The organism is Streptomyces sp. NPDC048566 (genome assembly GCF_043199735.1).
In the GTDB taxonomy this organism is placed as follows: domain Bacteria; phylum Actinomycetota; class Actinomycetes; order Streptomycetales; family Streptomycetaceae; genus Streptomyces.
In genome coordinates this window covers 20,416-42,311 of sequence record NZ_JBICWL010000034.1, presented here as the reverse complement: position 1 = coordinate 42,311, position 21,896 = coordinate 20,416, and the positions used below count along the sequence as shown (strand labels likewise).

The window sequence follows — 21,896 nt, the reverse complement described above, 5'->3', positions numbered from 1 at the left end:
CTTGATCCCTCCAGCGGCGCTATCGGACGACCTGCAGCTCGCCGATCCCCACCTGGATTTGTGACTGTCTGGTCTCGGTGAACCGGCCGTTCGTGCCCCCTCCTTCGACCTGCCAGTTGATCGACCAGGTAGCGGTCGCCGCGACGGCGTACTTTCCGCCGTTCTGCGCGGCAGATGTGCGGTGGTAGGTGTGGCCACAGGTCGGGGACTCCTGCTTGCCGTACGCGGCTGTGTAGGTCGTGCCGGGCCCCTTGCAGGTCACCGTCGCGCCATCACCCATCCGCCACACGATTTTCGTGACCTCGGCGATCGCGGTCACGGTCACGCCCCGGGCGGTGACAGAGGTGCTGTTCGGCCCGTACGTGGTAGGACCCTTGTGCACCCACATCCACATCGGCACGCCCACGATGTAGGAGCCGGCCGCGCGTGGGCTGGCGATCGCGGGACCGGCGAGCTTCATCTTGGCGACGGCCTGAGCCGCGACCACAGCGGGATCGACGGGCGCGGCGCCGGGCGGCGTGTCGGCGACGAAAGTGTCGCTGATGGGGGCGCCGTCCGGACCGTTCTGGCAGGTCCGCTGATACACCGCGCCGTCCTTGGACGACTTGCCCTCCCAGAACATGCTGTCCGGCGGGGGCGGGGGCTCCATCTTCTTCACGGTGCACACCGGTTTGTTGGTGTGGCCGCTTCCGGAGCTGGTGTGGTGAGAGCCTGACCCTGGGGCGGCTGTGTCGTCCTCGGCCTTGCACACCACCCACTTGCCTGCGCTCCCGCAACTGCCGCCATCCCATGGGCTGGCGGAGGCCTGCGTCGGAGCTGTCAGCGAGAAGGCGACCGCGGCGGCCAGCGGGAGGCCGGTCTGGGTTAGCAGGCGTGCTGCTGCGGAGTGACGTCCACGATCTTCCACTGCTTCCCCCATTTCTCGGCTTCGACCTTGGTCACGTACCGGACGAGGCGGTCTTTCGGCATCTCCACGCGCTTCCCGGACTTGCGGTAGACGAACTTCCAGCCGGTGCTGTCCAGACAGTCGGTGAGCTTCGCGTGCGGGACCTTCTTGTCCATATCCAGCAGGGTCACCGTCGCCTTGTGCGTGGGCGCCCCGGTGGTCACGATGTCCTTCGAGCGCAGGTCCTTCAGATCGTCCTCGGTGCCGGACAGGGCTAGCGCCGCGGCGTACGTGCTGAGCTTGGTGCCCTTAACGTCGCCCTTCGCATACGCCTTGGTCTGCTCGGCCCACATACGGCTGTACGTCTCAAGGACGGCGGCTTGGTCTACGGATGCCGAGGAAGTCGGCGACGGCGAGGCCGAGGCGGACGGCGCGGCAGAAGGTGGCGGCGCTGAGGGCCTAGGGTTGTCGCTGGGGCCTTCGTCGCTGCTGCACGCGGACAGCGTGAGCAGTGCGCCGGTGGCCAGCAGTGCTGCTGTCGACTTCCAGTTGCGAACAGTGGTGCGCCCTTGCGGGCTGGATGCTCGTGTCACGTTGTCTCCCCGTGTGACGCGGTGCGAGATGGCCGCCGCTCGAAGCCCGGGGCAGGGCGGCGGTGCACCCTCCGCGGCTTGGTCGAGCTGCGGTGATGCTTTTCCGTGATCGCAAGATTACGCATATGCCAGTCAACTTCTCAGCCGGATATGCGAGTTCACTTGCGCATCTCAGTACGTTTCTGGTCACATCCGGTCCGGTAAGTCGATATGTGGTTCTAAGGCTTTACGGTTTTTGTTTGCGTACACGTTGCCCGTCGATGACCAGAGCGTGTTGGTAACAGTGGCGGACAGGGCCGTTGCTCCGGTTGCGCAAAGTCGTCTCGCTCGTGACGGTCAGAGCCAGCAGGATGCGCGGGGAGACCGGATAGCGGTGCGGCCTGGTAGCTCGCCGCGCCCCATGCTCAGGCCGTCGACTTCGACGAACACCCCAAGTGCAATGGAGTTGACGATGCTCGCCGTTGGCGGCGGTGTGGTCGTCGCGGTGGGCGGCCTTCTCGACAGACTCCGAGTCTGCCGGAACGCGGTGAGGGTGTGCAGGGCCTTCAGCGACGCTGCGGCGCCCGAGACGATCGGGTGGGACGGCTGGTCATGCAGCGCTGACCAGCCCCGGGTTGGCTGGGCTGTCGTCGGAGTGACGCACCTTACGCGGGAGCGGTGGGGCGAGGGCGGAACGGCGAGGTTCTCTCGGCGCAGAGTGTCGAGCTGCCGTGACATCGACTGCCGGCTGCGGTGGGTGCGCAGCACTTCATACAGCTGGGCGGTCGGCGCCATGCCGCGCCGAGCAACGTATTCGACAGGACTCGGCGCGGACCGGTCGTCGTGTGGTGTCTGGGCGATGGTCACTGGTACCCCTTCTCCTTGGAGAGCGGGAATTGGGCAGGGGCGTACTCCGTGATGAAGGCGCCGACCCGTCCAAACTGTGCAGCCGCGTGTTCGGTCAGTTTCGTGAGTGAGCAGACAGCGGCTGTGGCGAGGGCAGCCTTCTCCAGATCGGGCACCTGCCGGGGACGGGCGTAGGCCGCGAAGACAGTGTCGAGGTGGGGCCCACGCAGCCGTACCGGTCCTACACGGTGACCGTGCACGCTCAGAGAGACGTAGTGGTGGAAGCGCTCCATGGTGGCAACCCGCTCCGCGCTGGGAGTGCCGCCCCACTCCGCGGTGATCGGTGCGATCGCGGAGGTTGATCCCGCGGTGGTGGCCAATGTGGATGCGTTCTGCATGAGCGATAGGCGGACTGCCGAGGGCAGGCGGGTGAGGAGCTGTGTCATGCCGTGGACCTGGCAGCGGTACTTGCGGAAGTCCTCGAACATGGCGGCGATGGTCTCGGGTGCGGCTCCCGTCAGCGTGATCAGCTCGTCGAAGTACGTTCGGAATGGCACCCGTTGGACGTCCGGGGTGTCCCGGCGTGAACGCACCGCGCGTAACAGATCCCGTGCGAGCAGGGCAGTGATCAGCCGGTCGGTGGGACCGCTGCCGCCTGGGCACACCCACACGATCATGCGTGAGTCCATCGCGGCACGAATGTTGTACGCGCCGACCGGCTGGCCGAGGAACGCCCTGGTGACGGGGTTCGACGACAGGCGGGCGATGGGGTTGAGGACCACGGCGAAGGCATCCGGAGGCAGGGTTGGGAAGACTACGTCCCACCAAGAGCGCGTCTCCTCATCCAGCTGGCCGGCCACAGCCAGAAGCGCCGCTCGGCGGAACGTGGCATCGGTCAGCAAGGCCCGCACCTGGAAAATCGTCGCTTGGTCCTGGACGCGGCCAGCCTGGCAGGCGGTCTCGTTGACGGCGACCAGGACGGCCAGCGCGCAGGTCAGGATGGTGATGGCGCGGGGAGCGCTCTCGTCGTCCCAGCCCAGCGCGGACGCATACGCGTCGGTGATCGCCTCGACGACCTCGTGCGCCGCCTGTCCGTTGTGCATGCCGAGCGGATTCCACGAACTTACCCGGGGAGTCGGCCCCAGTCCGTTGAGATCGATCAGCGCGATGCGCTCCATCAGCGCCTCGTGCGCGAGGAAGGGCACGGCCCGCGGCCAGGAGTCCCGGTGCGGGTCGAGGAACAGGAGGCCGCCACCGGCGTGGGCCCAGCCGATAGCCTGCGCGAGAGCACGCTCAGTCTTGCCGCCGCCCGCCTTGCCCACTCCGACCTCGAACAGCGTCTCCTCAGCGTAGGTGGCCACCACCCGGTGTCGCCCGTCGGGGCCTTGGTAGATGCCCTGCAGGAGCAGGTCCGGGTTGCCGAACTCGAACGTCGGCAGATCACTGGCCAGCACGGGGAGACGGCAGTGCACGGTTGGCGGCTTGAGCAGGCCGGTCAGTTCCTCCAGCCGCACCCAGTTCGCCCGCGGCGGCTGGCAGTGCCCGAGGTCCCAGCGGCGCTCGAAGCCCTTGCGGGTGGGCCAGTGGTCGGCCCCCACACGCCACGGCCCGAGCCGCCATCCGCGCATCGCCCACCGGGAGCGGCCGCCGAACACGTCGAACGCGGCCTGAAGCTGGGAGAGACGCGCCTGGGCCCGCCCTTCGATGTTCGAGGCGCACATCACGAGGAGCTGCACGCGGACGAGGTGGTCGTCGTCGGCGAGTTTCCCCAGCGCCTGGGCCGGCTCGACGCGGCGGGGGACCGGCGGCATGACCAGGCGGCGACCGGAGCCGCTCCCGCGGGGCTTGCTGCTGAGGAGTTCTTGCAGGTGCCAACTGAGCGAGTCGTCGATACCGGCAGCGTCCTGCCGCAGCCAGCGAGCCGCCCGCCGTGCTTCCCTGTGCTCGGAGCGGCGGGCGGCGCTCATCAGATGCAGCCGCCGGGCCTTCAAAGCCCACTTGGGGGCGCGCTGGATGTCCAGCCTGATCTCGGCGAGATCGCCGAGATCGCCCCGTAGGTCCGCCACGGCGTCGATGAGGGGCTGGAGCGGGTCGGGGATCAGGGGCACCTCGCGCAGGGGCGCGGTGGGCTTCCCGCGGAGGATGAACTCGGCCCGCACCGTGTGTTGGCGCGGCTTGTCGGTGGTCGGCAGGCCTCTGGTAACGGTGACGTCCGGCCCGAACGGGTCGATCGACAGCAGACGTTGACCGCCCGCGGGTCCCTCGATGCGATAGCGCAGCGGGCTGGAGCCGTCCGCTCGCATCCGGATCTGCACCGTCTTGGAACGGCGGGGGGCCCACCAGGGCATGGCCGTGGACGCACGGGACAGTTGCACGCCGCGGCGGAAGATCTCCTCCAGACTCGGCTCGAAGTGCCGATTGGGCACCAGTTCCAGCGCCATCCGTTCCTCCGATGCCTTGGCGGCCAGGCGCCGCACCACGTGCTGGCTGGCCGCCCACCCGGCACCGATGACGACGGCCAGCAGGTACCAGTGGTCATAGAGCCATGCCACGGCGTCGACTAGATCGGTGACCATGCCGAGCACCTGCGCGGCCGCCGTGGTGTCGGCTGCGGTCAGGTACGGGGTCGTGGGATCCACGTGGGACCTCCTTCTCTCGTCGTGCGGGTGAAGTACCAGTCGCTGATGCGGCCGTCGGTGTAGGTGCCGCCGCGGTCGAGGCCCGCCCACACCAGGTGCAGCACCGCCTGGTCGGCCGGCCCGTCTCGGCGTGCGATGACGGCCTGGACACGGAACCGGGCCGTCGCGAACGCCGGGGCGATCGCCTGCTCTGCGCTGTCGAAGAGACGGGGCCATCTCGCCCGGCCGACACCGGTGGCATCCGCGCGCAGCAAGGAGATGCCCAGCACACGTAGCTGCTGCTCGTCGACGGGGGAGAGGTCGGCGGGCCATGCCGTCTCCAGTGCTTGCTGAACGGCCTGGTCACCGGTGGGGCCCTCGCCGTGGGGAGGCACCGCCGCCGTGGTGGCCGGCTCCCGCGGTTGTGTGGCGGATGAGGAGCTCGCGCGGGAAGAATGCCGGCTCACACTGGCCGAACTAGGCTGTCGGGACAGGGATGGGGTCGCGACGGCCATGGTCCGGGTCGGCGAGGCCGCGAGCGGCGTCGGGCCGCTCCCGGAGGGCATCGACAGGACGACTACGCCGACTAGCGCCAGGAGCAGAGCGGTGATGAGCAGCAGACGCGGTGAGCGCGGCGGGGAAGATGTCATCGCGGCTGCCCACCTGGCTGGATGAGTGTTCCGGGTGAAACGGGCATCTGGCCGCTTGCGCACGCGGCGCACCGAGGGTGTGCGGCCCTGTACTCGCTGGGACTTGGAGTGTCGGTAGCCGGTGATATGACAGGACGATGACCAACACGGCCTCGGCCACAACCCTCCTGAACGCGGCCTTTCCTGCCGAGGTTCGGCGTCAGCCTCTGGGCTGGAGGGCGCTTCAGTCCTGGGAAGACCGGCATGGCGTCGTGCTCCCCGAGCCGTACCGCACCTTCGTCGCGGAGATCGCGAACGGCGTCGATGTCGGTCCCTCCGAAGAGCACGGTCTGCTCACGCTGGGGGAGACACCGGCCAGCTGGGTCGGATAGAAGCCGCAGGACTGGCTCAGCCCCGAACCGTTCGACGGCACCGCCGCCCGCAGCCCCGCTCTCCCGTTTCCCCTCAAGGACGACACGCAGTGGGAGTACGACTACGACGCTCGCCAGTCCCCGCTGCAGCACCAGACCTACCAGTGGGGTTCGGTGCTGCTGGGCCGTGACGAGCCTGGACCCAACTGCACCGCAGCGTTCTGGACGCTTGTGGTGGCTGGCCCCCAGCGCGGTCAGATCTGGACTCTGAGCGACGCCGGGGCGGCCCCCTACGTCACGAATCGCCACTACGTCTGGGTTCCGGGCGGCGAACCCGTCCTTTCGCCGCCCGGCGGCTTCTTGGAGTGGGTGCAGGACTGGCACACGGGCCAGGGCTGGTGGCGCGCCGACTGACTGTTGCGCGACGAACCCGACCGCGCTGCCGGTCGGCTGCTCGCTAGGTGAGGTCACGTAGTCGCTGTCCGCGAGGGTCTTCATAGGAGACGGGTCCCTCCTGCGTAGCCGGACATGGCGTCGACGGCGTCCAGGCGCACCACCGCACCAGGGCGGGGAGCGTTGATCATCTGGCCGCTGCCGACGTACATGCCGACGTGGTAGATCGTCGCATCGCGGCCGGGAGAGTAGGCGTAGAAAACGAGGTCACCGGCCTTGAGTGCGCCGGTGCCCAGACTGGCGGGGATCCGCCGTCCGACGCCCGCCTGGGCGGCTGCTGTGCGGGGGAGGCGGATGCCGACGTGGGCGTAGGCGTAGATGGTCAGTCCGGAGCAGTCAAAGCCCTTGATGGAGGCGCCGCTCTTGCCACTCGGTGAGCAGCAGATCCCGTACGACGCGCCGCTGGCGTTGCCGCCGCCCCACGAGTAGGGGACACCGCGCTGGGAGAGCGCCGCGGCCAGGACGTCCTTGGCCTTCCCCGTCACGTGGCCGAGGTCCGGCCCCGTGGCGGCCGCGGTGTACTGGTCGATCCAGCTCAGCACGTTGTCCACGTAGGTGCCTGAGTGGTTGTACTGCAGGATCGCTGCCCTCAGCTGGGAGCGCTGTGTGAGATCGCGGCCGTTTCCGCACAGGTAGATGGCCGCTCCGAGGGCGGCGTCGTCGGCGTTGTGCGGGTCGGCCCTGCCGTCGCCGTTCGCGTCCTTGCCGACGTGCTCCCACGTTGAGGGCAGGAACTGGAAGGGACCGACGGCCCGTTCGCCGTTCGCGGTGCCGTCCCACTTCCCGCCGTCGGTGTCCGGCACGGTCGTGGTGTTGCCGCCGGCGCCGGAGCCGTTGAGGAGAACGCCGTAGATCCGGGGGCGGATGTCACCGCCTGCGGAGATGCTGTGTCCGACGGCGTGGTTGGACTCCGCCTTGGCGATCCCGGCGAGGACCGGCCAGGCCATGCCCCGGCACTTCGGCACATGCTTCCCCACCAGCGAGGCCGCGTCCTTGTAGGCGGTGAGCATGCGCGGCGGGATGTCGGACGCGCTGCCGCCCTCGGCGATTCCGCCGTCGTCGGCGGCGATCTGCAGGGCGGTGACGGCGCCGATGGCGCCCGATATCGGTGCTGCACAGCACACGGCCGCGAACATCAGCAGGCCGACCACACATCCCCACCTGCGAAGCCGCCGCCCTCGCCGCCTCATTCGTCGTCATCCCTGCGCTGCCGGCGGGCCCGCTCCATCTCCCGCCGTTGGCGAATCCGCTCGGCCTCGGGCGCGGTGCGCCGCATCAACTCCTGCATCCGTACCTTCGCCTCCTCCCGCGTGGCACTGCGGGCGCTACCCATCCCGGGAAGCACCGGTCCCTGGCGCCGGCTGCTCACCGGCGGCCGCACCGCGCTCCCGACTCCCAACGACTGCGGAGCCGCAGCTGCCGCACCCGAACCGCTCGCCGTCGAGGAGCTGCCGCTGCCAGAGGAGGCGGCCGCAGCGGTACGCCTCACCGACCGGATGGCGCCGGCGCCGGCTGTCGCGGTCGGCAGGCGGCGGCTGGCGAAGGGGCCGGGGCCGCCGCTGTCGTCGGTGCGTGTGCGCAGGACCTGGGAGACGTGCCGCCCGGTGTCGCCCCAGGCGCGGACGTCCTCGCGGACGGTGTTGCCCCACACCTCCCGCTGCTGGCGAGCGTCTTGCTTCAGCTGAGAACCCTCCGACCCGGCCCGGCGCACACTGGCCGGCAGACCGACCGTCGACCCGTAGACGGCGCGCCCGCTCCGGTTGAGGATGCGGTAGCCGCGGAAGCGCACCAGCCGGTTGTGGGCGCGAGTGGAGAGCAGGGTGCGGTCCGTGTTCTGGTCGTGCAGCACCCTGCCGGACGTGCCGTCGATGACCTGCCCCTCCTCGTTGCGGTACCGGTCGGGCGGCCCGCCGGGCCTGCGCGGACCGATGCCGCCTCCAGCGAGAGGACCTCCGTCGGTGGGGCCGCCGTTCTCCGGACCCTCGTCCCCGCCGGCTGTCGGCTTGCGCCACCTGGCGAGCTGCTCGGCGTTCGGGCGTTTGCCGATCAGAAGCCAGCCGGTGCCCTTCGCTCCGAGCCGGGCGCCCAGGCCACCCACGGCGGCCGCCGCGGTGAGCGGAGCAAGACCCCGTCCGGCCTCCGCCGTCGCATCGGCGAGGACCTGGCCTGTGTCGACGGGCATGCCGGCCCCGTCGGTGAACGAGGTGAGCGCGCCCATCAGACGATCGCGGGTCCCCAGCAGCCCGAACCGGCCGCCCCCGCCGGCAGCGAAGGCCCGGAGGCCTCCGCCGTAACCGCTCATGCCCGTCGGCACGTTCATAGCGAGGGCGGCGCCGAGTTCGCCTGTGTCGCCGGGCATGTGGGTGCCGCCGACCTTGGCGTACCGCATCCGCATCGCCATGCGCTGTCCGAACGAGGTGATCCCGGTCAGCAGGCGGCGGTGCCCCGCCGCGCCGGCGATGGCCAGCACGTCGATCAGCAGGATCCGCTCCACCATGAGGTCGGGCCCGTTGGTGATGGTGGCGTCGACGGCGATGCCGAAGAACGGGATGAACGCGCAGATCCCGACCAGGGTCAGGACAGAGATCCCCCACACCGACAGCCACTTCCACACGCTCTGGCGCGGCGGGCCGGGCAGCATCGCGGCGACGAAAGTGATCCCGCCGACCGCCGCGGCCGCAGCGCAGATCCCTTGCGTGGCGAGCAGGACGATCGCGGCCGACAGGAGCATGCCGCAGATGAACAGTGCGGCGACCATGAGCAGTCCGGCGCCGCCGACGCGCCACCAGGTGGGCTTCTCCGCGTACGCGGCGCACGACTTCCCGACGGGCCCGGCCTTCTGCAGGTCCGAGAGGACTGCGGCGAACTCCTGGTCCTCTTCGCTGACCACCGGGTTCGCAGTGCCCAGGAGCTGCCCTCCGGGGGTGAAGTCGGGCAGCGAGTCCCTCGCGGACCCTCCGGCCTCCTCCCGCTCGCACCACTTCTTCGCCGACCCGTGAACGAGGCCGCACGGGTCGTCCTTGTCGTCCTTGACCGCGCCCGCCTTGTAGCCGCCGGTGACCCACTTCAGGTGGATCGCGTAGGCCTTGGTGTCAGAAGCCTTCGCCGGGTCGAGGATGCGTCCGTACTGCAGCAGCATGTACGGCTTGACGACCAGCGCGTTCGTGATGGAGTCCTGGATCGGACGGGCTACCTCAGCCGCCGACACCGGTCCCTCGCCCTCACGCTGCAGGCACTTGAGCTCAGCGTTGCCGGCCAACCCATCGCACGGCCCGCGACTGGCGAGCTTGCCGCCCCAGTCGTAGGAGTTCACCGACTGCTGCGCGACCTCGGCGGCCACCTGCTGTCCCTGCCCGAGCGGCCCGTCCGCGGAGAGGAGATAGTCCGGGCGCACGAACGCGGAAGCCGCGAACGCCGCGATCAGCAGCGTCAGGAAGATCTCGCCCAGGCCGCGGCCGACCTTGCCACGCACGAGCATGAAGGCGCCGAACACGAACGCCCACGCCAGCAGCACACCCTTGAGCCCGAGCGTGTCGACGACCACGCTGTTGTAGACGTCGGAGACCTTCTGCGCGGGCCGGGTCAGGATCTTCAGCAGCGGGAACCGGAAGGCGAGCTCGATCGCCCACCCGGCCAGTCCCACCAGCAGCCGGATCAGCGTGAACAGTCCGGACAGGGCGAAGGCGAGGGCCTGCGTCTTGAACGCGACGATGGAGCCGCCCGAGGCGTTCAGCTCGTACCCGTTGATCGGCACCCCCTCCGAGGAGGTGATGTTCAACGGGGCCAGCAGGTCTCCGGTCTCGCTGCTGCTGGTGTCGGCCGCGTAGACGACCTGGCTGTTCACCACGACGAAAACGGTGGTGAGCAGGAGGACGAATCCGGCCGAGCGCAGGGTACTGCGGTCTGGGCGCACCATGACTCAGCCGGCCTCCTTCGGGCCGGCCTGGGCGCTCGCGCCGGTGAGCTGCTCTGCGCGACGACCGGGAGTCGTCGTGATTGCCGAGGTGATGCGGGCGATACGGGGGATGACGGCTTTGACGCGGCCGGTGTTCTGCCGCGGGCAGGTCAACAGGAACTCGCCCTCGCGGCCGCGTTGCCCGACCGGGGACAGTCCGGTGGTGACCAGCCGTACGAGCTCGGGATCGTCGGCGTCGAGCCCGACGAACTCCAGGCCGCGGCGGGCGCGTTCCCGGTCTGCGGTGCGGGCCAGTGCCCGGTAGGCCATCAGGCCGCGGTCGGGCCCGAGCTCGGCCGCGTCGTGGGACGCGGCGAGCAGACCGGCGCCGTGCTTGCGGCCGTCGTGGAGGATTTCGTGGACCAGGGCGGTGCCTTCGGCCGACGAGGTGAGCCAGTACAGCTCGTCCAGGACCACGGCGGTGAACCGTTCGGGGTCCTCGAACGCGGTCTGCCGTGCGATCGCGGCGATCAGATACAGGACCGCCCGGCCGATCAGGGCCTCCAGTGGCTGCTGGTGGAGGACTTCGGGCTTGTCGAACGCGGCCTTCGGCGGCAGCTTCAGCCCGGTCGTGGTGATGACGATCATGTCGGAGCTGCTGGACGCGTCCAGCCGGACCGGCGGCAGTTCGGGGTCGAAGACCATCGCCGCCAGCGAGTTGGTGGCGACCACGCGGATGAGGCCGGCGAGGGTGGCGGCCGCGTCCTGACGCTTGCCCGTCTCGCGACCGGCCATTTCCTCCAGGACCTCCAGCACACGGTGCATGGATGGCGCCTCGCTCGCTGCTGCCTGTTCCACGGCGTGGTGCAGGACCTCCCCGTTGGTGCTCATCGGCCCGATCCCGAGCTGCAGGGTGAGGTAGGACAGGGCGTAGTGGCGCCCCTCGGGGCCGGTGAACATGCGCAGCGGGTCGATCGATACTTCGGCCTGCGCGGCGTCGATGATCTGTACGCGGCCCTTGGCGGCGCTGCGCGCGAAAGTCGCCCACTCGCGGACCGGGGTGCGGTCGATACAGATCGCGCACCCGCCCCGCGCCCACACCGACTCCGCGATCAGCTTCTCCAGGACGCTCTTGCCCGCCCCGAGGTCCCCGACGATCCCCATCGACGCCGAGGCATCCTGCTTCGGCGCATCCGCCACGTTGATCATCACCGGGCGGGTAGTGCCGCAGTCCAGGTCGATGCCGAGGAACATGCCGCTGGGGTCACCGACATCCGCCGTGGTGAACGCCCCCGACAGGGCCCAGTCCTCGGAGACCTGGTGCTGGGTGAACTCCCGCACCACACCCGGCCGGGCGGTCGCCGGAAGACCCATCGTGAACAGGGCCTCCTGGAGGCCGGCCGGACGCACGGCCCGGTAGTCGGCGCCCCCGAGCAGCGCGGTCAGCGCCCGGGCCCGCGCGTCGCAGACTCCCGCGGTGGGCCCCCACACGGTCAGCACGGTGACGGACTGCACCTCGACCTCGACCGACGTCCGCGACAGCCGAGCATCCAGCTCGCCCAGGTCGCGTGCCGCGTCGTTGAGGGAGGCGGGCATGCCAGTGGGGCGGGCGTCGTACTGGTCGGCCTGATCGATGAGTTCGTTCTTCTTGCGCCGCACCTGATCCCGGGCCTTCTCCGCCGGCACGAGCGCGAGGTCCACGGTGTAGTCGACGGGGAAGTCCAGCAACTCCAGCTGGGCGAACAGGTCCGCGGCCGCCTGGCCCACGGTCGGCGGGCACTCGGCGAGCGCCAATTGAGCCTGATAGCCGGTGCCGGCGTCGGACTCGACCTGGAGCCAGCGCCGCCGCAGCGGGGAACCGGAGTCGAGCCGCCACCAAGCGTTCCGGCCCGAGCGAGTGACCTGCCCTGTCCCCTTCGCGTCGTCGACGGTCGAGTCGATGCCGCCTTCCTGGAGGCGCACCTGTCCGAGGTCGGCGTAGCTGGGGGAGTGCAGCACCCCGTCCCGCAGATGGCCGCCGTACAGGGTGCTGCGTTCAGCATCGGTGAGCAGCGGTTCCGGCATCCCCCGGTGCAGGGCGTGCTGGAGCATCCACACGACCTCGGCCGGGCGGGCGGGACGGAACGCGATGCCGCCGGCGAGCGCCGCCTCGACCTGGGATGCCTGCTCGCGGTATGCGGTGACCTCACGGCGGGCGACCGGCGCGGGCCGGATGCCCAGCAGCGGGGCAAGCTCGGCCCACATCGCGCCCAAGGACGCGGACACCTGAAGGCCGGCCGTCTCGGTCTTCAGCGGGACGGCCAGCCACAGGGTGCGGCGGTGCATCTCCTGCCCGTCCAGCAGGTCCAGGGTCGCCTCGACGTTCTCCACCCAGGGATGCGGCCCGCTCTCCTGGCCGTCGCCGGGCTCGACACCGTCGAGCATGCGCAGCGCGACCTCACCGGTATCGACCTGCGCGCACAGCCCGTACAGACGTGGCGCTCCGGACAGCGACCGCACCAGGTGAGTGATCTTCGACAGTTGTTCGTCGCGGACCGCGGCCGGTATGTGGGTGCCCTGGACGGTCTCCTCGCGCCGCCCGTCGGCGTCCGGGCCGGGGTGCAGCCGGTACAGGGCCCACACACTGCCGTGCGTCGACCAGACCAGATGACCGGCGATGTGGCGGACCGGGATCCTCACAGTGTGCCTCCGTTCCGCTCGGCGAGGGCGAGTAACTGCTGCACGCCCGACGCCGGCCCCCGAGGGACGGTCGGACGGGCCGCGGCGGCCCGTCCGCGCGGTGCACGTCGGCGCCGTGCGGGGCGGCTGAGCTCGCGGGCTGCCGGTGCAGGCCGGCTTGCCGGGGTGCGGGGGAGTGCGTCCTCGATGGTGAAGCCGCCGAGGACGGGGCGGGCGGAACGGTCGCGTGCTGCGCGGCCGCCGATCCGGCCGCCGCGGGGCTGCCAGCCCAACAGCAGCCATCCCAGAGCCGCCTGCATCGGCGCGCGGCCTCCGATCTTCGACCGCCGGACCATCCAGATGGCCAGCAGCCAAGCCGCGATCGGCACGGGCCCCATCCACGACCACCAGCTGACGGTCTTGACGAGGAGGAAGCAGCCGCCGACCGCGACCGCGATCTGCGCCGGGGTGTAGGGCCCGAGCGGGATCTTCCAGTCGGCGACCTTCCCGAGCACCCACGGGTGACGGCGCGCGGAGGTGTAGAACCGGCCCACCCGCGCCTCGGCCGCGCTCACAAAGTCCCTCGCGATGCCACGGCAACAGGCGCGACGGAGCCGACCTGCTCGACGACGCCCGGAAACGTAGGGGCGCTTTTCGAGGGGTTCTTCACCTCGTCCTCGAACATGTTCGCCAGGTCCTCGCGCGAGTTGTACAAACCGAGCGCGATGATCATCAGCATCAGGGCGCCGATCCCGGCCTTGAGGCTGAACTTCTGAATCATGATCACGACGACGAGACAGACCAGACCCGCCTGCAGACCCTTGGTCGCCCAGCCCTGGAACATACTGATCCACGACTTGCCGAGATCGTCCAACTGGCCGGCGAGCAGCACGCTGTGCACCGTGTTCACAGCTCACCCCCGGCCTGCGCGGCCCCCGACTCCAGGGCGGCGACTTCCCACCGGCCCGAGCGGGCCCGCATCACGAGCTCGTACGTCAGCGGCCACCGCCCCGCCGCGTCTTGCGCCTGAACCCGCGCGGCGATCCGGATCCGGGTGCCGTCGCCCGGCATCTGCTCGGCGGCCGCCGCCTTCTCCACCGCCAGAACCCGCTCCACGCTCACCGCCGTATAGGGGGCAGGAGCGACCGCGCTGAGGGCGACGCCGGGCGCCAGGTAGCGGCTCACCTCGCCGCCGCCCGTCAGATACGCGTTGAGGAACTCCCCGACAGCGGACGACAGATCACCGTCCGGGACCGTCACGCCGTACGGCGACGCCGCGACCTTGGCCCGGCCGGGCCCGGCCACCACCGACGGCGCGCCAGTGACGGTGAGCGCCGCACCCGCACGGCCTGTTGCCACCGGCACCGCGTAGTAGCGCACCGAGCCGTCCGCCGACTGCGCAGCGACCGTCACCGACCACGTGCCGCCCCCACGCTGCGCACTGCGCACCGCCGTTACGGATGCAGGCTTCGACTGCACACCGGGCGCCAGGTCGGGAAGGTCGACGTCCGGCGCCAGCGACTGCGCAAGCCGTGCCTGCGCAGTCGTGTCGTCGTCCGCGGTACTGCGCAGCCAGGTGTTGAGGAACAGTTGCGCATAACCTGCCGGGTCGGCAGTGACCGCCGCAGTAGTGCGCACGCCGGTGGGGGTGGCGGGCGCCGCCGCGACCGTGGTCGGGGTGGAGGCGAGGGCGACGGCCAGGGCGGCCGGGCCGGCGGCGATGACCGTCCAGACCGCGAGGCGTGAGAGCCGCACGCGCCGCCGCATCGCCTCCAGGCTCGCGCCCGCAGCCATCGGAGCAGCGCCGCCGCCCGAAGCCCGCTTGCCAATAGACATGGTCGAACTCCCAGGTCAGAAAGGGTGATTGCTGACCCTGAGCCAACCGGTCGGCCCCGACCAGACCATCGACCACCAGACCCCGACCACGGTCACGAAGGGGACACGAATCCCGTGGTCGGGTCTGTGGTCGGGTCTGGCCGGGGCGACCACAGACCCGACCACGCCCCTGAACCTCCGGACGGCAACATCCCGGCCAGCGACTCGATCGAGATCCCGCCCCAGCACGGACAAGCACCAGGGGACGCCGGACTGCGCAATACGGGACCGTGCGTTTGGCGAGGTGCGCAACGTGAGGTCTCCCCTGCGCGCAATCCAGCGCCCAGTTGCGCAGCGTCTACACCGTGCCCCTTGACGCTGCGCAGTGCACAAGTGGCCGTTTGCGCAGGGCCGCTGCGCAACTCCTGAAGCAGTGACCCGACCACAGTCGACAGCAGAAGGCAGCGGTCGGAGTTGCCGGATCGTGACCGATGGTCGGGTCTCATGGACGCCGACCTGGTCGGGTCTGCCGAGTGTGCTGACGGTATGAATCGCACCTACGACACCGCACGGGAGACCGCTCGCCGACCGACCCAGGTCGGCACTGGGGTGCGTTCCTGCCGCGCTCGGCGGCGAGGATTGGGGGCCGTTCGGTGAGCGGCGTCGGTGCTGGCATCTGCCGGGGCGTGATGGCGGCCGACCAGTTCACGCAGATCGCCAACGGCCTGTTCCGCGACCCGCGCTTGTCCTTCCGCGCGAAGGGCCTCTTCGGCTACATCAGCACGCACCGGATCGGCTGGGTGGTGACCGTCGCCGCTCTGGTCGCTGTGGGCCCCGACGGGCGTGACGCGGTCCGGGCCGGACTGAAGGAACTGGAGAGCCACAACTACCTGATCCGCGACCGCGTTCGGCGCCCCAACGGCACGCTCGGCCCGATCATCTACAGCATCACTGACCGCCCCGCGGTCCAGGATTTCCCGCTCACCAGGTCCCCGACACCGACCCCCGATGCGGGTGCAGACGACATGACCGGGCTCGGCGACGCCGGCATCCGCCGGGGCGTGATGGCGGCCGACCAGTACACCCAGGTCGCCAACGGCCTCTTCCGTGACCCCCGCCTCTCTTTCAAGGCGAAGGGCCTGTTCGGGAACATCAGCACCCACCGGGACGGCTGGCAGCTCACCGTCGCCCAGCTCGCCCGCCGCGGCCGCGAACGCGTCGACGCCGTGACCACCGGTCTGACAGAGCTCCAAGAGCACGGCTTCCTGCTGCGCGAACGCACTCGCAACACCGACGGCACCCTCGGCCACGCCGTGTACTGCATCACCGACCTACCGGCCCTGGAAAGCCCCAGCTCACGCCCAGAGTCGGGTTATCCAGGATTGGCTCAGCCAGGGTTGGCTGACCCCGGCACTAAGAACACCATCCTCAAGAAGACCAACAAGCAGAACACCAACCCCCTCCGTCCGTGCCGCGACGAGCCTGCCGCTCGCCCCGCGCCGGCCCTTGTGCCGGACGAGATGCACCCGGGGATCCGGCTGCTGCTGGAGCTCGGCGCGAGCCGTCCCGAGCTCCTCCTGACCGGCAAGGCGCTCACCGACCAGGGCCGAGTAGCCACCGTGATGCTCGAAGCGGGCTGGAGCGCCGAGCAGGTACGCCACCTCATCACCGACCGGCCGCTGCCACATCCGGTCCGCACCTCCATCGGTGCGATCGTGGCCGCCCGGCTGCGCGCGGCCCAGGCCTACCCACCCCCGGCCACGGTCGCCGACCACGACTACACGCCCGCCTGGCCCCCGCCTGACGCGCACGAAGCCCGTGGCGCGACAACCGCGGCCCGCACGGTGACCGAGGCGCTGACCTACAGGGCCCTTACCGAGTGCGCCGGCTGCGGCGTCCCCGCCACCGTGCCCGGCGAAGACCTCTGCCCGGCCTGCCTCGGCTGGCCGCTCTGCCGCACCTGCCCTGGTCCCACACCGCGGCGCGCCCACCCCGACGGCGACGGCCAATGCACCACGTGCGCCTCCGCCCTGACAGCCCACTACCTGGAAGGAATCAGCCCGTGACAGCCACGCTCCACACACCATCGCCGACCGCGCCCGCGCACCACGAGCGCCCCTTCACCCGCGACCCGCGGCGGTGGGACAGAGAACGCTCCCGTGCCCTGCGGGCCGGCCACGTCCGCGACCACACCTGCTCGGCCGCCTGCGAACTGGTGCTCGTCCACGAGTGCACCCCATGGGGCTGGCTCGCCTGGACCGTCCCCGGCGACGGCAGCCTGCCCGAGATCCCCCATCGGATCGCGGTGCTCACTCCCGGCGCGACGCGTACGCAGCGCCTTGCCCTGCGCTGGCTGACCAGGCGCCCCGCCCAGCGCATCGCCCCGGACAGGATCCCCGGGTCCCTGCGGTTCTCCACCGTGGCCGCCGCATTCGTCAGTCTGGTCGCCGGCCTGTTCGCCATGAGCCACGCAGTCCCCGTCGACGTCGCCCTGCCGGCGATGCTCCTCGCCCCGCTGCTCGCCGAACACCTGCCCGACCGGCTGGACAGCCGGGCCCGCGAACACGTCTACATCGTCGAAGGCGACGATGCCTGCCGATACCTGCAGCGCCTCGCCGCCCTGCACACCTTGCTCGTCCAGGCCGCCGCCGGCAGCGACCGCTACGAACTGCGCCGCTCTGCCGAGATCGGTCACAACCTGCTGAGGGACGCCGCCAGTCTGCTCCAGGCCCCGGTCACCCGCGCCGTTTCAGACGGCCTCATCGCGCGCGAGCGGCTGATGCTGCAACTCGCCCACCAGGTCGCCCAGATCATCGAGCGCACCGCCCACGAGGCCGCCACCGTCGACGAGGACCAGACCCGCAACCTTGGGCGGACCCCCGGCCTGCACTCACCGAGCGTCCCGCCGTCGACACCTCGCCCCATGACCGCTCCACCTCTGAAGGGAACCGTTCTCATGCCCAAGCCCGAATCCGGACAGGCCGACCACACTCCGGATGTCTATCTCCTCTTCGCGCACGAACCGTACTACCCGGGCCCCGGAACCCAGGAGATCAACACCACCGTCGTCGCGGCCGACACCCTGCTCCACCCGCGGCTGCTGCAGCCCGACGGCTCCCGGATCCACAACCTGCTCACCCAAGGAAGGCAGCCGGGCGAGATCGTCCCGCTGGCCACCCTCACCCACGAACTGAACGGCGGCGCTGACTGGCCCACTGTCGGCGACTGGGAGAGCGTCACCACCGACCTGCTGCAGCTCGTACGCTCCGGGGACTGCGATGCCCTCAGCCTCGGCCTGCCCGAGATCGCGCGCGCCCTCGTCTGCACGGGCCCGCACAGCCACGTCCGCGCCTATGACGCCGCGGCCGACGACTTCGTTGTCTACGGGTCTTCGGAGCGCGCCGCGGTCCTGGACGAAGTCGGCATGTTCCTCACCGGCATTGCGACCGAGCAGCCCTTCTGGCCGGGGGACAGCCTCCTGCTCCCGCTGGTGAGCCGGCGCGCCTGAGGGAGATGAGCCCGGCCGCAGTGAGGGGGAGCGGACATGTTCGGATACGAATCGCGCGCCGTCTGGGCAGAACTGCGGCGCATGCTGCATCGGCTCATCAGCTGCCGTGCGGGCGGCCCACCTGACCCGTGAACGGCGATGCCCCAGGCCACCTGCCTGGGGCGTCGTGCTGAGCACCGGCTATTCCTCGCGCAGCAGGCTCAGCGGGAGGGGCCGGCCCTCGCCGCCACGGCGGCGACGGAGGATGCTGACGTCGCCGAGCAGTTGACGCAGTTCCTCCTCCCGCTCCTGGGCGTACGCGTACCGCTCGGGCAGGACCTCCAGCAGGTGCTTCAACTGGCGCTGGCCCGCGCGAACGCACGTGCCTCCACAGTTGTTGTGGCTGAACGCGCCCACGGACCATCAACCAGCCGGGATCTCAGCCAGACGCTAAGGAGGCAGACTCGTAGGAGGTCTAGCCTCCAACAATATCCGGGAGATCGTCGGAACTGGTGTCCGCTATGAGTTCGGCGAGCGTGAACTGGGCACTCTCGTCGGAGGCCCACGGATACTGGACGCGGACGAAGTAGGTGCGCTCGGAGAGCCGGAAGACTTGCCGCGTCTGCCGCTTCCGCTTTCTCTCGGTTCTAGCCTCATCGAAGGTGTCGATGAGGCCCCGCATCACGGCAAGAGCTTCAGCTTCGGTTCCTTCGACTTCACGGTAGACGCCGTAGGTGAAGGCTTCCGACTGGCCCGCAGCTCGCAGGATGGCCCATCTGGGCAAGGCGTTCTCCAGTTCGTGAGGTGGCCCGGCACACGGGCCGTCTCACTCCATCGGCCAACCGGCATCGAGCCGGATGATCTCGGCATGGGGACGCTATAGGACAGAAGTGCGGCCAGTGCCTCACACTACTGAAGTTTTCTGGGTTGGTCATGATCTAGTAACCGACGGGCCCCTTTTCCAGAGATCTCAGACAGGCACTCAAGAAACTGATGGCGAAATCAGGGGCGCCGAAAGGCACCTACGCCGAGCCGATGAGTCTCTTCGCCGAGCTGGAGAAGGGGTTCTCCACGGCCGCCGGTCTGACCGGGCAAGCCCGCCTCGCCCCCATGATCGAGCCAGCGTCCAAGTTGAACAACTGGCTCAACGTTCACCCGTACACGTAACTGTTCGCCGCAACTGCTGCGGGGTCCGCGCACCCCGCACGATCCGTAACTGAGGCCGCCGGTGGCAGCTCACAGGTCCGTCCACGTACGCGTGGTGCCGCCCCCCAACGGTACCCACACGCCCTGAGCAGGCCCCTGCTCCTCGATGTCCTCCAGTACGCCGGCCCCCAGCGGTACTTCGCGGGAGAAGGCGGCGACGAGCGGATGCTGCGTGACCATCGCCTGCAGATCGCTCACCCGATCGTCCAGTCGCGATCGTGAGGCTCCAGTCAGCACGAACAGCACACGCGGGAAGACCGGGTACCAGCGCAACCACGACGGACCAGCAGAGACCGTCTGCCGGCGACGGCCGACCGGCTGCGCCTCGTACCGGAACAGCCGGGCGTACTCGATCAGCTTCACGGCCAGCCGCTCACTGCTCATCGTCGTACGGTCGACCTCGACGAAGGCGCGCAGCTTGCGGCGCTCGTCGCCGTCGACGGCTGTGTAGTACATGAGGGCGTCGGCCACGATCCGCTCGCCGTCGCCGATTGCGTGCGAGACCTCCGGTGTCCAGTCCCAGGGGCCGTGCTCGTGGCCCAGTCGGCGGGCATCGGCCGCGAAGGCCAGGTGCGCGCGCACGACAGCCAGCGTGTGGGAGGTCTTCAGCGAGGCTGCGGTGCCCGAGGTGATGGGGTAGGCCTGTCGGCCCCGGAGGACGGGCAGGTCCCGGGTCAGGCGGGCGCCGTGCGGGGTGAGGTACCAGGCCTTGGTGTGCGATCTTCCTGCCTCCGGCAGTGTCGTCCAGTCGATGAAGCCGTCGGCGCGCAGCTTGCTCAGGACCCGGGACATGACCTGTCGTGTGCTCAGGGGGCACAGCATCTGGTGCAGGTGGTGGGACGTGGCGATGCGGTGCTGTGCGATCGCGGCCAGCGCCTGGTGGCGCAGCGGCTCTGAATGCGGCGGCGGGGCGGACCTTTTTTGTTCGGGGCGGTTCACGCAGCATCCCTTCGACGCGGATCGAGGCCTGTTGAGGCATGGCCCGCCCGGCTGTGAGTCACAGGTGGGGACCAGGTGCTGACGAGGGAACCAGCGATCCCCGACCAGATCCCCGACCATGGGCCCCGACCACGGTCACGAATGCGAAACGGGCTTTGGTCTCGGGGAGGGGCGCCGACCACGGGCCCGACCACCGGGAGGTGGCGGGGCTTTGCGTTCTCAGAGCCAGATCGGCTGGAGCGGGGAACCTGGCAGAAAGGGGCGATGGCCGGTCCGCAGCAGCTACGGCTGCTGCGGGGGCGTGGTGGCGAGCCACGCCATGCCGGCCATCGTTGCGGTACCCGGTCCGCAAGGGACCAACGACCCGTAACCGGGTGCCGCGTTCAAGGGGGCGGTGGGGCAGGGCCGCACCGCCGGGTCCTACCTTCTGGGCTTGCGTCGTGCGGCCTGCTCAAGGATCCGCTTGCGCGTCCACCGCCGGCGGCCGCCCTTTTCAGTGAGGGCGTCCGGAGTCTGCAGCAGGGGGAGATTGCCCTGGGCAAGGCTGCTGGAGAACGAGCCGACGCTCTTGTAGCCGAGCAGCGCCGCGGCCTGGGACGCGCCCAGGAGCTCCTCGGGATCGCCGTCGACAGGAACATCAGGCAGCGCCGGCGCCCTGCGCGTGGAGCCGAAGTGCTGACCGCTGCCGGGCCGGCTCTCCTGCCAGTCGAGCAGAGTCTGCACCCGCCACAACTTGCGCCGGTACGGACGATCGGGGGAACCCATCTCCTCGACGACATCCGGGTCGGGGAAGTACCCGGGGTGGTCGCGGAGGAAGTTGTTGACCTGGCTGATGTTCTTGTAGCCGAGGAACCTCGAGGCGTCCGCGGCGTTGAGAAGGTCCTCGGGGTCCCGCGAGGGCGGCGTGTGATCGGTGATCCTTGCCAGCTTCCGCTGGGCGAACCACTGGGTGACCGCGGCGTGGTCCCACAGGCGGGCGCGGCGGCGCATGTCGGCAATCTCGGGGAAGCCGTTCTCAGAGCGTTTGTTGTAGAGATTGGTGATCTGCGCGGAGGTCAGGGACTGCCCGGCCGCGATCTCGGCAGCGTCAGCCAGGCGAGGCGTACGTCGCGAGGTCATGGCGGGACCGTCCGTCCAGTCGACGATGGGCCGGCCTGCCCGGCTCACAACTCAGATAATGGCAGAAGATTTAGAGGCTGGTCCAGCCCGCTGCCCGGATTTCCCCGGGCAGCGGGTCTCAGAGCTCGGGGACCAGGCACACACCGCGACGGGCGGCGTCTTCGGCCATCTCGGAGTAGGCGAGGGCAGAGGGAGTCATCTCCCACTCTGTGAGGGCGAGCAGCAAGACCAGCTCATCCCGGTCCTGCGACGCGTCACATGGCAGGCCGGCCGCCTGGACGGCCGTCACCAGGGCCTCGGGCGATGATCCGTCGACCCGCCTCGCCACGACAACGCGGAGGGCGTCGAATCCCTGCTGGTAGAGCGCGCTTGCTTCTTCCAAGAGCCTCAGCAGGTCCTCAT

At 69.9% G+C, this 21,896-nt stretch carries 21 protein-coding genes; 5 read left to right on the top strand and 16 right to left on the bottom strand.

The window, feature by feature from the left end:
* Nucleotides 1-19: 19 nt before the first annotated feature.
* From ACGFS9_RS30385 to ACGFS9_RS30365, 5 genes are all read right to left on the bottom strand, one after another.
* Nucleotides 20-649, bottom strand: a complete 630-nt coding sequence (locus tag ACGFS9_RS30385; protein WP_393257624.1) for an ATP/GTP-binding protein — start codon at nt 647-649, stop codon at nt 20-22.
* A 215-nt stretch (nt 650-864) separates the two neighbouring features.
* Complete coding sequence (locus tag ACGFS9_RS30380; protein ID WP_393257622.1) at nt 865-1,239, bottom strand: hypothetical protein; 375 nt, start codon at nt 1,237-1,239, stop codon at nt 865-867.
* A 576-nt stretch (nt 1,240-1,815) separates the two neighbouring features.
* Complete coding sequence (locus ACGFS9_RS30375) at nt 1,816-2,325, bottom strand: hypothetical protein (RefSeq protein WP_393257620.1); 510 nt, start codon at nt 2,323-2,325, stop codon at nt 1,816-1,818.
* Nucleotides 2,322-4,943 carry an ATP/GTP-binding protein gene (locus tag ACGFS9_RS30370; RefSeq protein ID WP_393257618.1) on the bottom strand — a complete coding sequence of 874 codons (2,622 nt, stop codon included), beginning with the start codon at nt 4,941-4,943 and terminating at the stop codon, nt 2,322-2,324. The genes ACGFS9_RS30375 and ACGFS9_RS30370 overlap by 4 nt, the downstream gene beginning before the upstream one ends.
* On the bottom strand, nt 4,919-5,317 hold the full coding sequence (locus tag ACGFS9_RS30365) for a hypothetical protein (RefSeq protein ID WP_393257616.1): 399 nt from the start codon (nt 5,315-5,317) through the stop codon (nt 4,919-4,921). Before ACGFS9_RS30365 ends, ACGFS9_RS30370 begins: the two co-directional genes overlap by 25 nt.
* A 392-nt stretch (nt 5,318-5,709) precedes the next feature.
* On the opposite strand from ACGFS9_RS30365, the gene ACGFS9_RS30360 reads away from it, so the two are divergent.
* Entirely contained in the window at nt 5,710-5,943 is a 234-nt protein-coding gene (locus ACGFS9_RS30360) for a hypothetical protein (protein ID WP_393257613.1), read from the top strand.
* Between the two features lie 213 nt (nt 5,944-6,156).
* Entirely contained in the window at nt 6,157-6,336 is a 180-nt protein-coding gene (locus ACGFS9_RS30355) for a hypothetical protein (protein ID WP_393257611.1), read from the top strand.
* Between the two features lie 80 nt (nt 6,337-6,416).
* Here the strand turns inward: ACGFS9_RS30355 and ACGFS9_RS30350 are convergent, their stop codons facing one another.
* The 6 genes from ACGFS9_RS30350 to ACGFS9_RS30325 are packed head-to-tail and all read right to left on the bottom strand — an operon-like array spanning nt 6,417 to nt 14,764.
* Entirely contained in the window at nt 6,417-7,526 is a 1,110-nt protein-coding gene (locus ACGFS9_RS30350) for a C40 family peptidase (protein ID WP_393257608.1), read from the bottom strand.
* A gap of 35 nt (nt 7,527-7,561) precedes the next feature.
* Nucleotides 7,562-10,291 carry a hypothetical protein gene (locus ACGFS9_RS30345; RefSeq protein ID WP_393257606.1) on the bottom strand — a complete coding sequence of 910 codons (2,730 nt, stop codon included), beginning with the start codon at nt 10,289-10,291 and terminating at the stop codon, nt 7,562-7,564.
* A gap of 3 nt (nt 10,292-10,294) precedes the next feature.
* A complete protein-coding gene (locus ACGFS9_RS30340; RefSeq protein ID WP_393257603.1) occupies nt 10,295-12,949 on the bottom strand; it encodes an ATP-binding protein in 2,655 nt (884 codons plus the stop codon).
* Entirely contained in the window at nt 12,946-13,503 is a 558-nt protein-coding gene (locus tag ACGFS9_RS30335) for a hypothetical protein (protein ID WP_393257601.1), read from the bottom strand. The genes ACGFS9_RS30340 and ACGFS9_RS30335 overlap by 4 nt, the downstream gene beginning before the upstream one ends.
* Entirely contained in the window at nt 13,500-13,838 is a 339-nt protein-coding gene (locus ACGFS9_RS30330; protein ID WP_393257599.1) for a hypothetical protein, read from the bottom strand. The genes ACGFS9_RS30335 and ACGFS9_RS30330 overlap by 4 nt, the downstream gene beginning before the upstream one ends.
* Entirely contained in the window at nt 13,835-14,764 is a 930-nt protein-coding gene (locus tag ACGFS9_RS30325) for a conjugal transfer protein (protein WP_393257596.1), read from the bottom strand. The genes ACGFS9_RS30330 and ACGFS9_RS30325 overlap by 4 nt, the downstream gene beginning before the upstream one ends.
* Nucleotides 14,765-15,396: 632 nt before the next feature.
* Between ACGFS9_RS30325 and ACGFS9_RS30320 the strand changes: the two genes are divergently transcribed.
* Nucleotides 15,397-16,809 (top strand): hypothetical protein, encoded by a 1,413-nt coding sequence (locus ACGFS9_RS30320; RefSeq protein ID WP_393257594.1) that lies wholly within the window; start codon nt 15,397-15,399, stop codon nt 16,807-16,809.
* Nucleotides 16,806-18,251, top strand: a complete 1,446-nt coding sequence (locus tag ACGFS9_RS30315; protein ID WP_393257592.1) for a hypothetical protein — start codon at nt 16,806-16,808, stop codon at nt 18,249-18,251. The genes ACGFS9_RS30320 and ACGFS9_RS30315 overlap by 4 nt, the downstream gene beginning before the upstream one ends.
* 180 nt (nt 18,252-18,431) lie before the next feature.
* Here the strand turns inward: ACGFS9_RS30315 and ACGFS9_RS30310 are convergent, their stop codons facing one another.
* A complete protein-coding gene (locus ACGFS9_RS30310; RefSeq protein WP_393257590.1) occupies nt 18,432-18,647 on the bottom strand; it encodes a hypothetical protein in 216 nt (71 codons plus the stop codon).
* A 58-nt stretch (nt 18,648-18,705) separates the two neighbouring features.
* Entirely contained in the window at nt 18,706-19,014 is a 309-nt protein-coding gene (locus tag ACGFS9_RS30305; RefSeq protein ID WP_393257587.1) for a hypothetical protein, read from the bottom strand.
* Between the two features lie 251 nt (nt 19,015-19,265).
* Between ACGFS9_RS30305 and ACGFS9_RS30300 the strand changes: the two genes are divergently transcribed.
* Nucleotides 19,266-19,397, top strand: a complete 132-nt coding sequence (locus tag ACGFS9_RS30300; protein WP_393257585.1) for a hypothetical protein — start codon at nt 19,266-19,268, stop codon at nt 19,395-19,397.
* A gap of 69 nt (nt 19,398-19,466) precedes the next feature.
* On the opposite strand, the gene ACGFS9_RS30295 is transcribed toward ACGFS9_RS30300, so the two are convergent.
* From ACGFS9_RS30295 to ACGFS9_RS30285, 3 genes are all read right to left on the bottom strand, one after another.
* Nucleotides 19,467-20,375, bottom strand: a complete 909-nt coding sequence (locus ACGFS9_RS30295) for a replication-relaxation family protein (protein WP_393257583.1) — start codon at nt 20,373-20,375, stop codon at nt 19,467-19,469.
* 420 nt (nt 20,376-20,795) lie between these two features.
* A complete protein-coding gene (locus tag ACGFS9_RS30290) occupies nt 20,796-21,494 on the bottom strand; it encodes a hypothetical protein (protein WP_393257581.1) in 699 nt (232 codons plus the stop codon).
* A gap of 118 nt (nt 21,495-21,612) precedes the next feature.
* A complete protein-coding gene (locus tag ACGFS9_RS30285) occupies nt 21,613-21,876 on the bottom strand; it encodes a hypothetical protein (protein WP_393257578.1) in 264 nt (87 codons plus the stop codon).
* Nucleotides 21,877-21,896: the final 20 nt, after the last annotated feature.

Coding starts and splice junctions, on each gene's coding strand:
- ACGFS9_RS30325 (WP_393257596.1), bottom strand. CDS start 14,764: ATGTCTATTGGCAAGCGGGCTTCGGGCGGCGGCGCTGCTCCGATGGCT.
- ACGFS9_RS30300 (WP_393257585.1), top strand. CDS start 19,266: ATGAGTCTCTTCGCCGAGCTGGAGAAGGGGTTCTCCACGGCCGCCGGT.
- ACGFS9_RS30385 (WP_393257624.1), bottom strand. CDS start 649: ATGGAGCCCCCGCCCCCGCCGGACAGCATGTTCTGGGAGGGCAAGTCG.
- ACGFS9_RS30345 (WP_393257606.1), bottom strand. CDS start 10,291: ATGGTGCGCCCAGACCGCAGTACCCTGCGCTCGGCCGGATTCGTCCTC.
- ACGFS9_RS30360 (WP_393257613.1), top strand. CDS start 5,710: ATGACCAACACGGCCTCGGCCACAACCCTCCTGAACGCGGCCTTTCCT.
- ACGFS9_RS30290 (WP_393257581.1), bottom strand. CDS start 21,494: ATGACCTCGCGACGTACGCCTCGCCTGGCTGACGCTGCCGAGATCGCG.
- ACGFS9_RS30380 (WP_393257622.1), bottom strand. CDS start 1,239: ATGTGGGCCGAGCAGACCAAGGCGTATGCGAAGGGCGACGTTAAGGGC.